Source organism: Enterococcus alcedinis (assembly GCF_014635985.1).
Lineage (GTDB): Bacteria > Bacillota > Bacilli > Lactobacillales > Enterococcaceae > Enterococcus_I > Enterococcus_I alcedinis.
On sequence record NZ_BMDT01000001.1, the window covers coordinates 273,783 to 290,007 of the forward strand.

At 38.4% G+C, this 16,225-nt stretch carries 14 protein-coding genes; 13 read left to right on the top strand and 1 reads right to left on the bottom strand.

Annotated elements, in window-relative coordinates:
* Positions 1-12 precede the first annotated feature (12 nt).
* The 13 genes from infB to IEV09_RS01395 all read left to right on the top strand — a co-directional run bounded on the left by infB (position 13) and on the right by IEV09_RS01395 (position 15,440).
* Positions 13-2,376, top strand: a complete 2,364-nt coding sequence (gene infB, locus IEV09_RS01335; RefSeq protein WP_229731638.1) for a translation initiation factor IF-2 — start codon at positions 13-15, stop codon at positions 2,374-2,376.
* Between the two features lie 27 nt (positions 2,377-2,403).
* Complete coding sequence (gene rbfA, locus IEV09_RS01340) at positions 2,404-2,751, top strand: 30S ribosome-binding factor RbfA (protein ID WP_188366457.1); 348 nt, start codon at positions 2,404-2,406, stop codon at positions 2,749-2,751.
* A gap of 138 nt (positions 2,752-2,889) precedes the next feature.
* Positions 2,890-3,822: a tRNA pseudouridine(55) synthase TruB gene (gene truB, locus IEV09_RS01345; protein WP_188366458.1), complete on the top strand. Its 933-nt coding sequence runs from the start codon at positions 2,890-2,892 to the stop codon at positions 3,820-3,822.
* A 4-nt stretch (positions 3,823-3,826) separates the two neighbouring features.
* The gene (gene ribF / locus IEV09_RS01350) at positions 3,827-4,768 is read left to right on the top strand and encodes a riboflavin biosynthesis protein RibF (protein ID WP_188366459.1); all 942 of its coding nucleotides are present in this window, start codon (positions 3,827-3,829) and stop codon (positions 4,766-4,768) included.
* 77 nt (positions 4,769-4,845) lie between these two features.
* Positions 4,846-5,412, top strand: coding sequence for a methylated-DNA--[protein]-cysteine S-methyltransferase (locus IEV09_RS01355; RefSeq protein WP_188366460.1), 567 nt, complete (start codon positions 4,846-4,848; stop codon positions 5,410-5,412).
* Positions 5,413-5,543: 131 nt separating this feature from the next.
* On the top strand, positions 5,544-6,227 hold the full coding sequence (locus IEV09_RS01360) for a phosphoribosylaminoimidazolesuccinocarboxamide synthase (protein ID WP_188366461.1): 684 nt from the start codon (positions 5,544-5,546) through the stop codon (positions 6,225-6,227).
* 197 nt (positions 6,228-6,424) lie between these two features.
* On the top strand, positions 6,425-7,369 hold the full coding sequence (locus IEV09_RS01365; protein ID WP_188366462.1) for a LacI family DNA-binding transcriptional regulator: 945 nt from the start codon (positions 6,425-6,427) through the stop codon (positions 7,367-7,369).
* Positions 7,370-7,489: 120 nt separating this feature from the next.
* On the top strand, positions 7,490-8,659 hold the full coding sequence (gene hemW / locus IEV09_RS01370) for a radical SAM family heme chaperone HemW (protein WP_188366463.1): 1,170 nt from the start codon (positions 7,490-7,492) through the stop codon (positions 8,657-8,659).
* Positions 8,660-8,792: 133 nt separating this feature from the next.
* Positions 8,793-9,839: a heat-inducible transcriptional repressor HrcA gene (hrcA, locus tag IEV09_RS01375; RefSeq protein WP_188366464.1), complete on the top strand. Its 1,047-nt coding sequence runs from the start codon at positions 8,793-8,795 to the stop codon at positions 9,837-9,839.
* A gap of 33 nt (positions 9,840-9,872) precedes the next feature.
* Positions 9,873-10,427, top strand: coding sequence for a nucleotide exchange factor GrpE (gene grpE / locus IEV09_RS01380; protein WP_188366465.1), 555 nt, complete (start codon positions 9,873-9,875; stop codon positions 10,425-10,427).
* 39 nt (positions 10,428-10,466) lie between these two features.
* On the top strand, positions 10,467-12,290 hold the full coding sequence (gene dnaK, locus IEV09_RS01385) for a molecular chaperone DnaK (protein ID WP_188366466.1): 1,824 nt from the start codon (positions 10,467-10,469) through the stop codon (positions 12,288-12,290).
* Positions 12,291-12,443: 153 nt separating this feature from the next.
* Positions 12,444-13,595 carry a molecular chaperone DnaJ gene (dnaJ, locus tag IEV09_RS01390; protein WP_188366467.1) on the top strand — a complete coding sequence of 384 codons (1,152 nt, stop codon included), beginning with the start codon at positions 12,444-12,446 and terminating at the stop codon, positions 13,593-13,595.
* Between the two features lie 135 nt (positions 13,596-13,730).
* Entirely contained in the window at positions 13,731-15,440 is a 1,710-nt protein-coding gene (locus IEV09_RS01395) for a putative glycosyltransferase family protein (protein WP_188366468.1), read from the top strand.
* A gap of 47 nt (positions 15,441-15,487) precedes the next feature.
* Here IEV09_RS01395 and IEV09_RS01400 read toward each other — a convergent pair whose 3' ends face one another.
* Positions 15,488-16,225, bottom strand: a complete 738-nt coding sequence (locus IEV09_RS01400) for an amino acid ABC transporter ATP-binding protein (RefSeq protein WP_188366469.1) — start codon at positions 16,223-16,225, stop codon at positions 15,488-15,490.

Sequence of the window (16,225 nt, forward strand, 5' to 3'; positions counted from 1 at the left end):
GAAGGTGATTACATGACGAAAAGAGTCTATGAAATTGCGAAGGAAATGAATACATCGAGTAAAGAGATTATCGATAAAGCACACACATTAGGAATCACAGTTAAGAATCACATGGCTGTTATTTCTGAAGCACAAGAACGTTCAATCCGTCAAGCGCTTAATAAAAAACCGGGTCAAAACCGCCCGGCACAACGACCAAACCAAGGACAAAACCGTCCAACACAAGGGTCAAACCAAGGACAAAACCGTCCAACACAAGGGTCAAACCAAGGACAAAACCGTCCAACACAGGGATCAAATCCAGGACAAAATCGTCCGGCACAAGGATCAAATCCAGGGCAAAACCGTCCAGCACAAGGGTCAAACCAAGGACAAAACCGTCCAGCACAAGGATCAAATCCAGGACAAAACCGTCCAGCACAAGGCACAAATGCAGGACAACAAGGACAAAACCAAAATCGTTCGAATCAACCAGGGCGTAATAACTCAAACCAAGGTCGTAATACTGGTTGGGGAAATAATCAAAATCGTTCACGTTTTAACAAAAAAGGCCGTAAGGGTAGACAGCAATCAACTGAAGTGAAACCAGCTGTTCCAGCACGTAAATTCCGTGAATTACCAGAAATTTTAGAGTATACAGATGGCATGAACGTGGCGGATATTTCGAAAAAGATTTACCGTGAGCCTGCTGAAATTATCAAAAAACTCTTTATGATGGGTGTGATGGTTAACCAAAACCAACCATTAGATAAAGAGACGATTGAATTATTAGCGACGGACTACGGAATCGAAGCGCAAGAAAAAGTACAAGTTGATATTGCGGATATCGATAAATTCTTTGAAGTTGAAGAAGTAAACGAAGATGAATTAGTTTCACGTCCACCAGTTGTGACAATCATGGGTCACGTTGACCATGGTAAAACAACACTACTTGATACGTTACGTAAATCACGCGTAACAAGTGGGGAAGCAGGTGGTATTACGCAACATATCGGTGCTTATCAAATCGATATTGACGGTAAACCAATTACTTTCTTGGATACACCAGGACATGCGGCTTTCACAAGCATGCGTGCTCGTGGAGCAAGTATCACAGATATTACGATTTTAGTTGTTGCAGCTGATGATGGTGTAATGCCACAAACAATCGAAGCGATTAACCATGCAAAAGCGGCAGAAGTGCCAATTATTGTAGCAGTTAACAAGGTCGATAAACCTGCAGCAAACCCGCAACACGTGATGCAAGAATTAAGTGAACATGGCTTAATTCCAGAGGCGTGGGGTGGAGATACCATTTTTGTTGAAATCTCAGCGAAATTTGGCCAAAATATTGAAGAACTATTAGAGATGATTTTATTAGTTGCTGAAGTAGAAGACTTAAAAGCGAATCCTAAACAACGCGCAATCGGTACAGTGATTGAAGCGCGCTTGGATAAAGGTAAAGGACCGGTTGCAACACTTCTTGTTCAACAAGGGACGCTAAAAGTTGGGGATCCGATTGTTGTCGGAAATACCTTTGGTCGTGTTCGTGTAATGACGAATGATATTGGTCGTCGTGACAAAGAAGCGGGACCTGCAACGCCAGTTGAAATTACAGGTTTAAATGATGTTCCTCAAGCGGGTGATCGTTTCGTAACATTCGAAGATGAAAAAACAGCTCGTGCAGCAGGTGAAGAACGCTCGAAACGTGCACAATTAGAACAACGCGGTAGCAATACACGCGTAACGTTAGATAACTTATTTGACAGCTTAAAAGAAGGCGAAATTAAAGCCGTTAACGTAATTATTAAAGCTGACGTTCAAGGTACAGCAGAAGCGCTATCTGCCTCTTTACAAAAGATTGAAGTAGAAGGCGTTCGTGTAAATATTGTCCATTCAGCAGTTGGTGCAATCAATGAAAGTGATGTTACGTTAGCAGCAGCAAGTAATGCCATTATGATTGGATTCAACGTTCGTCCGACAATTCAAGCAAGACAACAAGCCGATGCAGAGCAAGTGGATATTCGTTTACACCGTGTTATTTATAACGCGATTGATGAAATTGAAACAGCGATGAACGGGATGCTTGATCCTGAATTCGAAGAGAAAATTACTGGTCAAATGCTTGTTCGTGAAACATATAAAGTTTCAAAAGTTGGAACAATTGCAGGCTGTTACGTAACAGATGGCTTTATCCGTCGTGATAGTGGCGTTCGTGTCATCCGCGATGGCATCGTAATTTTCGAAGGGCACTTAGCAAGCTTGAAACGCTTTAAAGACGATGTTAAAGAAGTTAAATTAGGCTTTGAATGTGGTGCAATGATTGAGAAATACAATGAAATCCAAACAGATGACATTATTGAAGGCTTTGTTATGGAAGAAGTTAAAAGAAAATAAAAATTAAAATCAAGAGGAGGCTGTCTCATGGCTAACTATCGTAATCGTCGTGTCGCTCAAGAAATTTTAAAAGAAGTTAACCAGATTTTACGAAAAACTGTCCGTGACCCTCGGGTTGAAGATGTCAATATTACTGAAGTTCAAGTGACTGGTGATTTACAACAAGCAACAATTTATTACAGTATCTTATCAGGGCTTGCTTCTGATAAGAAAGCAGCTCAAGTCGGTTTAGATAAAGCAGCTGGGATTGTTCGTAGAGAATTAGGTAAAGCCCTAAGTATCTATAAAACACCGGAGATTGTTTTTGAATTAGACGAATCTGTTGAATATGGTAATAAAATTGATGCGATGTTGAGAAAATTAAATCAAGATTAAGTCATTTAAAAGCAGAAGCTGACGTTCCTCGGAACTGGCTTCTGCTTTTTTTATGATTGAGTAAGACTTTGGAATGTCTAATTTTTAGAAACGTGCTATAATAGGACAGTTGAAATGTTTAATAAAGGTGTGAAATAAATGGATGGAATATTGCCTTTGTGGAAAGAACGTGGCATGACGAGTCATGATTGCGTTTTTAAATTAAGAAGGATTTTGCAAACAAAAAAAGTTGGACATGGTGGAACACTTGATCCCGATGTGGACGGTATTTTACCTATTTGTATTGGTAAAGGGACAAAAGTAATTGAATTTTTAACGGATTCTGGAAAAATTTATGAAGGTGAAATCACCTTAGGTTTTAGTACAACGACAGAAGATGTTTCTGGTGAGATTGTAGAACAAGTTCGATTATCTCAGCCTTTTACAAATGAGCAAATAGATGACGCAATGACACGGTTAACGGGTCAAATTACTCAAATCCCCCCAATGTACTCTGCGGTAAAAGTTAATGGTAGAAAACTTTACGAATATGCACGAGAAAATGAGCCTGTGGAACGACCACAACGTAAAGCGCAAATCGATACTTTTGAACGGACTTCTGATCCCGTTTGGAATGAAGAAACAGGGACACAGAGCTGGCGTTTTAGAGTCGCTTGTGGTAAAGGGACTTATGTTCGGACCCTAGCAGTTGATACAGGAGTCTTGTTAGGTGTGCCGGCGCACATGTCAGATTTAACTCGAACAGCAAGTGGTGGTTTTACCAAGGAACAAGGTGTCACATTGGAACAAGTGGCTGAGCTAATGGCTGAATCTCAAATTTCAAAAGCTTTATTACCGGTGGAGTATGGTGTGCAAGAATTTCCGAGAATTGATATTAGTGATGATTTATGGTTGATGGTTAAAAATGGTTCGCGCATGACATATCAAGAGTTAGGTTTAGAGGAAATTCCGAACACGCTAATTGCTGTTTTTTATAAAGGCACGGTAGTAAGTTTATACGAAGCACATCCAACGAATGAGGGAATTGTCAAACCTCGGAAAGTGCTCAGAACCGAATTAAGAGAGGAATAAACGCATGCAAATTATTGAAATTCGTCACCCGTACACTGAAAATCAAATCCCAGCCGAACCGGTTGTTCTTGTTTTAGGCTTTTTTGACGGCGTACATAAGGGGCATCAAAAGGTAATCCAGGAAGGACGAAAACTGGCAGATCAAAAAGGTATCAAGTTAGCGCTAATGACTTTTAATCAGCATCCATCGATTGTTTTTCAAAAAGTACCAGTTGATGAAATGAAATATTTAACAAATTTAGAGCAGAAAAGTCGCTTAATGGCTCAATTTGGCGTGGATTATTTATACATTGTTGAGTTTACTTCTGATTTTGCAAGCCTTGCCCCTCAAGCATTCGTTGATCAATACATCGTGGGGTTACATGCGAAAGCCGTTGTTGCGGGCTTTGATTATACTTATGGCAAACGAGACATTGCTGATATGCCAAGACTATCTATTTATGCGAAAGAGCGCTTTGAAGTTGTGACGGTTCCTAGGGAGTCGCTTGCAGGAGAAAAAGTTAGTTCCACACGGATTCGTAAAGAGTTAGATACTGGTAATATGGAAGAAGTTACAAAGCTTTTAGGCTACGATTATACGTTTGGTGGAACGGTTGTCCATGGTGATGCTCGTGGTCGAACATTAGGTTTTCCGACAGCCAATATCCAAATTCAACGTACGACTCATTTGCCAACTGAAGGCGTCTACGTGACAGAAATCAAAGTAGGTGATCAATGGTACCCCTCAATGGGATCAATCGGTCGCAATGATACTTTCGAAAAGAATCGTCCAATCACTGTTGAAGTTAACATTTTAGACTTCAATCAAGATGTATATGGTGAAAAAGTTGAAGTTCGTTGGTTACACTTCTTGCGCGGTCAAGTTGCATTTTCTGGCGTAGAAGGTTTAATTGAACAATTAAATCAAGATGAAAAAGATACAAGAGATTTTTTTGCAAAGAGATAATGATTGATGAATGAAAGAGCGAAGACGATGGTCGAAGCTCTTTTTTTAGTCAATCATACAGTAAAGGTGGGAGAAAAATGACAATATATAGTCAAACATACCATTCACCAATCGGAGAACTTATTTTATTAAGTGATGGCAAGGATTTGACGGGCGTGCATTACCATCGTAGTGAATTCCAGAAAAAAAGAGAAAATCAGCGGATCATCGAAGAAATGCTGCCTTTATTTGTCAAAGTAGTACATTGGTTGGATGCATATTTTAAAGGTGAGAATCCGGAAATAACATTTTCTCTTGCGCCGAAAGGAACTTCCTTTCAACAAAGTGTATGGAAAGAAATTTGTCAAATTCCTTATGGTCAAACAACGACTTATGGGGAAATTAGTCAAAAAATTGCGCAATCGATGGGGAAAGATAAAATGTCAGCTCAGGCAGTCGGTGGAGCAGTCGGAAGTAATCCAATCTCGATTATTATCCCGTGTCATCGAGTAATAGGTAAAACAGGTAGTATGACAGGATACGGTGGTGGAATTGAACGAAAGTTAGAGCTTTTTGCGCTCGAGAAGATTCCTGAAAACTCATACTTCATTCCTAAAAATATTAAAGAAGCTAGATCGTTCGCTAATTACAATCAAATCTTATAAGTTAATCTAGGAATAATCCGAATATTAACTTATAAACGAACGAAAAAACTTTAATAAACATTTTCATTCACGAATAAGTGTGGTAATCTATGGGTGTTCCAAAAATATTAACTAATTTAAAGGGGTGCGTTATGGAATTCATTTATAAAGGAAAGACAAAAGATGTTTACCAAAAAGCAGACGGGAATATTCGGTTGGTTTTTAAAGATGAAATGACTGGTAAAGATGGTGTATTTGATCCAGGTGAAAATCAAGTTGGCTTAACGGTTGAAGGATCGGGTAGATCAGGTCTGAGAGTGAGTAAATATTTCTTTGAACAACTAAATGAAGCGGGAATTGCTACCCATTTCCTAGCAGCTGACCTCGATGAAAAAACAATGGATGTTACAAAAGCTTCGGTTTTTGGTAAAGGGTTAGAAGTGATTTGTCGTTATAAAGCCGTGGGCAGTTTTATCCGTCGTTACGGTGATTATATTGAATCAGGAGCAGATTTAGCTGGTTATGTCGAGATCACAATTAAAGACGATGAGCGCCAAGACCCATTCATTAATGAAGATGCTTTAGTGCTTTTAGGGATTCTAAAAGAGGGTGAGTATGCAGTCATCAAGGAGCAAACAAGACGTATTTGTTCATTGATTCAATCAGAACTTGCTGCTAAAGGTTTGACACTTTATGACATTAAGTTGGAGTTTGGTCGCGGTGAAAAAGCCGGTGATATCGTGCTGATTGATGAGCTGTCAGGCGGGAATATGCGCGTGTTTAAAGAGCAAGAGTCTGTTCATCCATTAGATTTAGAGAAATACTTATTTGTATAATTACATAAGGGAGACATTGTTGTAATCGACGATGTCCCCTTTTTTTGATGACTTATTTTTCTTGCTTGACCTAAAACCGGTTTTAGATGCTAGGTTTAAAAATATAGCAATCAATAATTCGGTTGGTTAGATGTACGAACCCACTGAATGGTGATATATTGTCATTAGTAGTCATTAAGGAAAAAGGGAGGGGTAATATGGCAACGATTCATGATGTAGCTAAGAAAAGTGGTTATTCAGTCTCTACGGTTTCACGTGTTTTAAACAGTAAAAATCATGTCTCTGACTCCGCTCGTCAACAGATTGAAGCTGCAATTCAAGCGCTCGATTATGTCCCAAATGAGATTGCACGCGACTTAAGTCATGGGAAAAACAATACGATTGGTGTGATTTTACCGCATACACAACATCCGTATTTTACAGAAATATTGAACGGTGTCATTGATAAGGCGTTCGCAACAAGGTATCGAGTCGTTATTTTACCTTCAGAATATGATGAAACGATTGAAGTTGAATACCTTGAGCAATTAAGACGTAAAGCATTTGACGCTATTATCTTTACATCCAGAGGGATTTCTTTAGAAAAATTAGCGGAATATACGAAATACGGACCAATTGTTTGTTGTGAAAACCCACAGAGAAGTGACTTGTTAGCTGTTTATTCAAATCGTCGACCAGCGTATATCGAAGCGTTTTTATGGTTAAAAAATCAAGGAATCACTAACATTACTATTTTGTTAAGTCGTGAATATGAGTCAAGTGCGACGAGTCAAGTGGTACTGGATACTTATTTTGAAGTTTTTGACGCCTATCCTGAGTCCTCAAAGATTATTTCGGGTGTTACAACGTACGAAGATGGGGTGCGAGTGGGGAAAGAACGTTTAGTGAACGATGAATCTATCGAATGTATCTTTGCAAATGTTGATAACGTTGCAGCGGGTGTGCGATCGGTTTATCTAAAAAATGGGCAGAAAGTTCCTTTGCTTTTAGGACAAGAAAACCAACTGAGTGGTCAGTTATTAAATATTTCGACGATTGATCATCATTTAAAAGCGATTGGTCATCGTGGTTTTGATGTCGCAACGCAAACAACAGACCAAAAACAATTTGTGTTCCAATCAAAATTTATTTTAAGGGAATAAAGTCATGCCCGGGCTTTATTTTTTTTCGTAAGGTTCGAATAAAAACACATATAAAGAATTATGCTATAATAGGGAGAAATATTGAACAGTGTAAAATAGTTATTGAGGAGTTTTTATAAATTGAAAGAATTAAACAACCACCATCGTAGAAGCACTTCTGCGTATATTCATATACCCTTTTGTGAGCATATTTGTTATTACTGTGATTTTAACAAAGTCTTTTTGGAAGGGCAGCCTGTGGATGAGTACATCGAATCGTTGCTAAAAGAAATCCGTTTAACATTAGAACAATATCCGACAGCTATTTCAGAGACAATTTATATTGGTGGAGGAACCCCAACATCCTTGACGGCTAAGCAGTTGGATGTTTTATTAACGGGGGTCCATCGTTATCTACCGACGGCGACGACAAAAGAGTTTACAGTCGAAGCGAATCCTGGTGATTTGACGTCAGAAAAATTGGAAGTATTAAAAGCACACGGTGTTAATCGTTTATCGATGGGCGTTCAAACTTTTGATGATCGCTTACTCAAAAAAATAGGACGTAAACATTCTGCTCAAGATGTATATGACACGATCAAATTACTTGAAAAGAAACAATTTGATAATGTGAGTATTGATTTAATCTATGCCTTACCTGGACAAACACTTGAAAGTTTTCGAGATACGTTAAATCAAGCATTAGCTTTTGATTTACCACATTACTCGATGTATTCTTTAATTTTAGAAAACAAAACAATGTTTATGAATTGGATTCGACAAGGGCGTTTAGAGTTACCTAGTCAAGAAATTGAAACACAAATGTTTGCCGAGGCAATGGAAGCGATGGAAAAAAGTGGGCACCATCAATATGAGATTAGTAACTTTGCTCGACCAGGGAAAGAATCGATGCATAATCTTGTTTATTGGAATAACGAGAACTATTTCGGTTTTGGCGCTGGAGCTAGCGGCTACTTAGGTAATCAACGCTATAAAAACTTAGGACCGATTCAGCACTATATGAAACCACTAAAAGAAAATCAACGACCGATTGTGGAGACAGAAGAATTGACGCTTCAAAACCAAATAGAAGAAGAAATGTTTTTAGGTTTACGGAAGTTGGAAGGCGTTTCATTGGCTAATTTTAAAGAAAAATTTAAGAAAGAGTTAACCGAGGTCTATGCCAAGATATTGCCGGATTTAGAAGCGGAAGGGCTAGCAGTTGTGGATGAAAAGCGCTTAAGACTAACATCCAAAGGCTTGTTCGTCGGGAATGACGTCTTCGAAAAATTCTTGCTAGAAAAAGAATAAAACATCGATTAGCACTTGATTCTTATGAGTGCTAATTTTTTTATCTAAATCCTTGACAAATAGTGAGGATATGGTATATTTATAATCGTATTAGCACTTATGATAAAGGAGTGCTAATAAGGGGTGAGAAAATTTGTTAACAGAAAGACAAGGCGATATCTTGCGATTGATCATTCAAAACTACACGACGACGGGGCAACCGGTAGGGTCCAAGACCTTAATGGAAGCGGGCGTTACAGTTAGTTCTGCAACGATTCGTAATGAGATGAAATTGCTTGAAGAGCGTGATTTACTCGTTAAAACACATTCTTCGTCTGGTCGTGTACCATCAATGAAAGGTTATCGTTACTATGTTGACCATTTGTTACAGCCGATTGAAGTCGAACAACAAGAAGTTCAAAAAATTCGTCAAGCGCTTGGTAAAGAATTTCGTGAGATTAATGAAATTATTCAGCAATCAGCCACCGTTTTATCAAGTTTAACGAGTTATACTGCACTTTCTTTAGGACCCGACGTCAACGAACGACGATTAACGAGTTTCAAAATGGTTCCACTCAATCACCGTCAAATTGTTGCAATTATTGTGACAGATAAGGGGAATGTTGAGAGCCAAGTATTTACTTTACCAAAAAACATCCGAAGTGAAGAACTAGATGTGATGGTTCGAATTATCAATGATCGTTTGGTCGGAGAATCGCTCATCACCGTATACCATCGCTTACGGACCGAAATCCCGATGACTCTACATAAGTACTTCCAAACAACAGAAGGTATTTTAGATTTATTTGAAAATATGTTCAATCAATTGTTTGAAGAACGTATTTATGTTGGAGGACGAATGAATTTACTTGATTTTGAACCAACTCAAGATAAAATTCAGTTCAAATCGATGTATTCATTTATGAAAAATCCAGAGGCGCTAACTCAGTTATTAACTCCGAATGATTCGCTGATTCAAATTAAAATTGGCGATGAGCTTGGAAATGAATTGTTACAAAATATGAGTTTGATTCAAGGTAGTTACAGCATTAAAGGACATGGACATGGAACGATTGCTCTTTTAGGGCCATCGAATATGCCGTATTCTAAAATGTTTGGGCTAGTCGATTTATTTCGACAAGAATTATCAGTGAAATTGGCTGACTACTATCGAGAACTCGATACAGGTAGTGAGTCCTAATTATAAAGTTTTTAAAGAAGGGATGTTCGTTAATTGTCAGAAGAAAAAGAATTAGAAGTCGCTGAAGAGAAAAATGCGGAAGAGATTGTTGACAATCAAGCGGTTGAAGAAGTTGAAGCAGAAGAAGTAGTTGAACTTTCGGAAGTCGATGAATTAAAAATCAAGTTAGATGAGATGGAAGACAAATTTTTACGTGTTTCTGCTGAAATGGCTAACATTGTTCAAAGAAATCGTAATGAACGTGAGTTATTGCAACGTTACCGTTCGCAAGATCTAGGTAAGCAGCTATTACCTGCTATTGATAACTTAGAGCGCGCGATGGCAACTGAAGCAACAGACGAACAAAGTTTAGGACTAAAAAAAGGTGTTGAGATGGTTTTAGAAAGTTTGCGTTTTGCTCTTAAAGAAGAAGGAATTGAAGAAATTCCAGCAAAAGGTGAAGTTTTTGATCCAAACATACATCAAGCAGTCCAAACAATCCCGGCAGGTGAAGATGTTCCATCCGATACTGTCGTAGAGGTATTACAAAAAGGGTACAAACTACATGACCGCGTATTACGTGCAAGTATGGTTATTGTAGCTCAATAAAAAATAAACTGAATTTAAATATAAAGGAGATCATTCACTATGAGTAAAATTATTGGAATTGACTTAGGTACTACAAACTCAGCTGTTTCTGTTTTAGAAGGCGGAGAAGCAAAAATTATTACAAACCCAGAAGGAAACCGTACAACACCATCTGTTGTATCTTTCAAAAATGGTGAGATCCAAGTTGGTGAAGTAGCGAAGCGTCAAGCAGTGACAAATCCACATACGATTTCATCAATCAAACGTCATATTGGTGAAGCTGGTTTCAACGTTGAGGCAGAAGGTAAAACATATACGCCACAAGAAATATCAGCAATGATTTTACAATACTTAAAAGGTTTTGCTGAAGAGTACTTAGGCGAAAAAGTGGAAAAAGCAGTAATCACTGTTCCAGCATACTTTAACGATGCGCAACGTCAAGCAACAAAAGACGCAGGTCGTATCGCTGGTTTAGAAGTAGAACGTATTGTTAACGAGCCAACAGCAGCAGCATTAGCTTATGGTTTAGATAAAACAGACCGCGAAGAAAAAATCTTAGTATTTGACCTTGGTGGTGGTACATTTGACGTATCAATCCTTGAATTAGGTGATGGTGTATTCGACGTACTATCAACTGCTGGAGATAACCATTTAGGTGGAGATGACTTTGATAACAAAATCATCGATTACATGGTAGCAGAATTCAGAAAAGAAAACGGCATTGATTTATCAGCAGATAAAATGGCTGTTCAACGTCTAAAAGACGCTGCTGAAAAAGCGAAAAAAGATTTATCAGGTGTAACAAGCACGCAAATCAGCTTACCATTTATCACAGCTGGCGAAGCAGGTCCTTTACACTTAGAAATGAACTTAACTCGTGCGAAATTTGATGAATTAACAGCTGATTTAGTTGAACGTACGAAAATTCCAGTACGTCAAGCATTAAAAGACGCAGGCGTTTCACAATCAGAAATCGACGAAGTTATTTTAGTTGGTGGATCAACTCGTATTCCTTCAGTTGTTGAAGCTGTACGCAAAGAAACAGGTAAAGAACCAAATAAATCAGTGAACCCAGATGAAGTAGTTGCAATGGGTGCAGCAATCCAAGGTGGCGTAATCAGTGGTGATGTGAAAGACGTCGTATTATTAGACGTAACACCATTATCATTAGGTATCGAAACAATGGGTAGCGTATTTACGAAATTAATCGATCGCAATACAACGATCCCAACAAGTAAATCACAAGTCTTCTCAACTGCAGCAGACAACCAACCAGCCGTAGATATTCACGTGTTACAAGGTGAGCGTCCAATGGCATCAGATAACAAAACATTAGGTCGTTTCCAATTAACAGATATTCCTGCAGCTCCACGTGGTATTCCTCAAATCGAAGTAACGTTTGATATCGATAAAAATGGTATTGTAAACGTATCTGCAAAAGATTTAGGAACACAAAAAGAGCAAACTATTACAATTAAATCTTCTTCAGGTTTATCAGATGAAGAAATCGATCGCATGATTAAAGATGCAGAAGCAAACGCAGAAGCAGATAAAGCGCGTAAAGAAGAAGTTGATTTACGTAACGATGTTGATTCATTATTATTCACAGTGGATAATACATTGAAAGAATTAGATGGTAAAGTTGATGCAGATGAAGTGAAAAAAGCTGAAGAAGCTCGCGATGAGCTAAAAGCTGCTGTTGAAGCGGATAACATCGAAGAAATGAAAACAAAACGTGATGCGTTGAATGAAATTGTTCAAAACCTAACGGTGAAATTATATGAACAAGCTGCTCAACAACAAGCACAACAAGATCCAGATGCTGCACAAGGTGGCGCAGATGATATCGTTGATGCGGATTTCGAAGAAGTAGATAACGACTAATTGCGTTCGTTGAAAAAGCCAAAGCCACTAAACTTTGGCTTTTTCTATTGATACTTTTTAAGTCTTTTATTAGAAAATTTAAAAAGGTGTATCTACCAGTCTTTTTGTGATAGAATACGAAAGACTGAAATGCTTATAAAGTGGGGGAAGTAAATGGCAACAAAAAGAGATTATTATGAAGTCCTTGGAGTTCAAAAAGGTGCTTCTGATGATGAAATAAAAAAAGCGTACCGCAAACTTTCTAAAAAATTCCATCCAGATATCAACAAAGAAGCAGATGCTGATGTGAAGTTTAAAGAAGTTGCTGAAGCTTATGAAATTTTAAGTGATCCTCAAAAACGTGCTGCTTATGACCAATATGGACATGCAAGTACAGACCAGAATTTCGGCGGCGGTGGCGGCTTCGGTGGTTTCTCTGGAGCCGGTGGTTTTGGTGGCTTTGAAGATATCTTTGAGTCCTTCTTTGGTGGTGGCGGTCGTAGTATGAATCCGAACGCACCCCGTCAAGGTGATGATTTACAGTACTCAGTGAATTTAACTTTTGAAGAAGCGATTTTTGGTGTTGAGAAAAATATTCAATACAAACGTGAAGAAACATGTCATACTTGTCACGGAAATGGTGCGAAACCAGGAACGGAACCGACTACCTGTCATAAGTGTCATGGAGCGGGTACGATTAATGTTGAGCGTCAAACGCCGCTTGGTCGTGTGATGAGCCGTCAAACGTGTGATGTGTGTCGTGGAACAGGGAAAGAAATTAAGGAACCTTGTCCAACGTGTCATGGTAATGGACATGAAAAGAAAACACACAGCGTGAAAGTCAATGTACCAGCAGGTGTTGAAAATGGGCAACAAATGCGCTTAACGGGTCAAGGTGAAGCGGGTGTTAACGGTGGACCTTACGGTGATCTTTACGTGGTTTTCTATGTCGAAGAAAGTGATATCTTTGACCGTGAAGGTGGCGAAATTTATTATGAGTTACCATTAAACTTCGTTCAAGCCGCTCTAGGTGATGAAATCAACGTGCCAACTGTTCATGGTGACGTTAAATTGAAAATTCCAGCAGGAACACAAACAGGAACGAAATTCCGCTTACGTGGTAAAGGAGCGCCTCGTTTACGTGGAGCTGGAAATGGTGATCAACAAGTCACTGTCAAAGTCATGACACCAAGAAACTTAAGTGACGAACAAAAAGATGCGTTACGTAACTATGCCAAAGTAAGTGGCCATGAAACTAATGAGCAACACTCAGAAGGCTTCTTTGATAAAGTTAAAGATGCTTTTGGTGGCAGTAAGAAAAAGTAAAGAATCGATGAACTATCGAAGTTCTGTTTTATCGAACTTTGATGGTTCTTTTTTTACCAACCTAAGATAAAAAAAGAGTGAAACAATAAATAGAGCTTCAGGTGACTCGAAAGTCGCTGATAAGAAAGGTGGTCGATGGTTATTTTGAAATGCAAGCAAAAAATACGAGAGCATTGGAAAAGTTGGCTAATCATTGATCTGCTAGCTTTCTTACTCATCACGCCGCAATTGTTATCTAAAAGTATGATTTTTGGTTCGGATATTCTTTTCCATTTCAATCGATTTTATGATGTGGCACAACAAATTGAAAATCATAATTTTCAATATTTTATGAGTCAATATGGTTTTCAACAGTCAGGTAGAATTGTAAATGCTCTTTATGGTCCTTTAATGGCTTATTTTAATGGTTTTTTAGTATGGATAAGTCCATCATGGTTCATCTATCAAAACTTAGCTAATCTGATTCTTTTTGGTTTAGCAGGGCATAGTATGTACCTTTTATTAAAACGTAGTCAGGTGATCGAAAAACGTGCGTTGCAATTGAGTATCATCTATATGACTTCGTTTTCTATTTTGTATTGGGTAACGCGTCAAGGTTTTACGAGTTGGGGCGCAGCGATTTTTCCGCTATGTCTGTGGCCGATGGTTAGCCTGTATGAAGATAAGCGTTTTAATAGTTGGCAAGTCGGATTTTTTATGGCGTTAATGTTTCAAGTCCATCTTTTTTCGGCAGTGTTATTAGCGATTGTTTACCTCTTTTTTTATGGAACAATCTTTGTTGTTGAAAAAAAGAGAAGAGGACAGTTGCTTATTCAAGGTGTTTTATCGGTGTTACTCTTTTTCTTACTGACTACCAATGTTTGGTATGGATTGTTGACACTGTATAGCGGTAATGAACTGTTAGCGCCGTTTGTTAATCACTTAATGCACCAAAGTACGATTACGTATAATAGCATCTACTGGTTAGTAACACCTGGAGTTGTACTATTATTTATTGGTTATTTTATTTGGTTTATTCGTAAAAAGTGGCATGAACTAGTATTGTTTGATCGAGTCACAGTGGGTGTTGCTGTGTTCTTTCTAATTTTATCTTCGAATTTGATTCCTTGGCGTTTGTTAATGGAGGAAAACTGGAAAATAATTGAGACAATCCAATTTCCATTTCGTTTTTTTGTACCGTTTACGGTCTTACTCCTTATTTTTATTGGTAGGAACGGACAAGTGATAATCAAAAAGAAAGACCGAACGACAAGAGTGTTAAATATTGCGATGGCCTTAGCGCTAGTGCAAACGATTTTGTTGACAGGTTATTTTTGTCTCGTTTGGCAACTTAAGGAGCAACCGATTGAATCAAGCTTGCATACATATCTTTATACGGAAGATAGTGAACAATTGAAAAGAGCGGTTTTTAGCGGAGAGAAACAAGAGATTTTGTTACTTGTCCAAAAATCAACCCCCGATTATTTACCAATTTATCAAACGGATCAATTCAATAAATACAAACAGTACAAAGAATTTATTATTGATCAAAATCAGGGAGGGGAATTTACGAAAGAAGTCATCGATGGTTCTTTGGTCGTGACGTGGCAAGCGCGATTAAATGAAGAAGTATTGGTGCCGGTAGTCATTTATGATCGTACGCAGGTGTGGCTGAACCAACGTAAAATGCCTCATCAAGAACTTGATTTGACAACTATTGGGACCCCGAAAGTTACCTCTAAAGAAGGCGAAAATACGCTGATCCTGGCTTACTCGCATTCGAAGTACTTAAGTATCGCGCTAGCAATCCCAATGATCACCTTAATTTTGATGTTGGGTTATCGATTCGTGAAAATCAAAGACTAAAAAAAGCAGCCAAGCTCGAGTGAAAACTGAGCTTGGCTGCTTTTTTGTTAAATATTCAATACTTTATTCAAGAAGTCTTGTGTGCGTTCGTTTTGTGGATTTTCAAAAATTTGTTCTGGTGTACCATCTTCTAAGAAATTACCGCTGTCGATAAACATCACGCGGTTGGCAACTTCTTTGGCAAAGCCCATTTCATGTGTGACAATCACCATTGTCATGCCTTGTTTTGCTAAGCGTTTCATGACGTTTAAAACATCGCCAACCATCTCTGGATCAAGTGCAGAAGTTGGTTCATCGAAGAGCATAATATCGGGCTCCATTGCTAACGCACGAGCAATTGCAACACGTTGTTTTTGTCCACCTGATAAACTATCGGGTGAGACATCTTTTTTGTCGGCTAAACCAACACTATCCAGTAAGCGAATAGCCTTTTCTTCCGCTTCTTTGCGTGAAAGACCTTTTAAGTCCATTGGTGCAAGTAAAATATTTTGTAGGACACTAAGGTGTGGGAACAAATTGAAATGTTGGAAAACCATTCCGATATGTTGGCGAATTTCGTTTAAATTTGTGTTTTTTGCCGTTAAATCTGCGCCGTTAATGTAAATATTGCCGCTTGTCGTTTCTTCTAAGCGATTTAAACAGCGTAAAAAGGTTGATTTTCCTGAACCAGAAGGGCCGATGATACAAACAACATCACCTTCGTTAATTGTGGTGCTAATATTGTTTAAGACGGTATTTTCGCCGTATTTTTTGACTAAGTTTTTAACGATTATTTTTTCACTCAT

Coding starts and splice junctions, on each gene's coding strand:
- infB (WP_229731638.1), top strand. CDS start 13: ATGACGAAAAGAGTCTATGAAATTGCGAAGGAAATGAATACATCGAGT.
- rbfA (WP_188366457.1), top strand. CDS start 2,404: ATGGCTAACTATCGTAATCGTCGTGTCGCTCAAGAAATTTTAAAAGAA.
- truB (WP_188366458.1), top strand. CDS start 2,890: ATGGATGGAATATTGCCTTTGTGGAAAGAACGTGGCATGACGAGTCAT.
- ribF (WP_188366459.1), top strand. CDS start 3,827: ATGCAAATTATTGAAATTCGTCACCCGTACACTGAAAATCAAATCCCA.
- IEV09_RS01355 (WP_188366460.1), top strand. CDS start 4,846: ATGACAATATATAGTCAAACATACCATTCACCAATCGGAGAACTTATT.
- IEV09_RS01360 (WP_188366461.1), top strand. CDS start 5,544: ATGGAATTCATTTATAAAGGAAAGACAAAAGATGTTTACCAAAAAGCA.
- IEV09_RS01365 (WP_188366462.1), top strand. CDS start 6,425: ATGGCAACGATTCATGATGTAGCTAAGAAAAGTGGTTATTCAGTCTCT.
- dnaK (WP_188366466.1), top strand. CDS start 10,467: ATGAGTAAAATTATTGGAATTGACTTAGGTACTACAAACTCAGCTGTT.
- dnaJ (WP_188366467.1), top strand. CDS start 12,444: ATGGCAACAAAAAGAGATTATTATGAAGTCCTTGGAGTTCAAAAAGGT.
- IEV09_RS01395 (WP_188366468.1), top strand. CDS start 13,731: ATGGTTATTTTGAAATGCAAGCAAAAAATACGAGAGCATTGGAAAAGT.
- IEV09_RS01400 (WP_188366469.1), bottom strand. CDS start 16,225: ATGAGTGAAAAAATAATCGTTAAAAACTTAGTCAAAAAATACGGCGAA.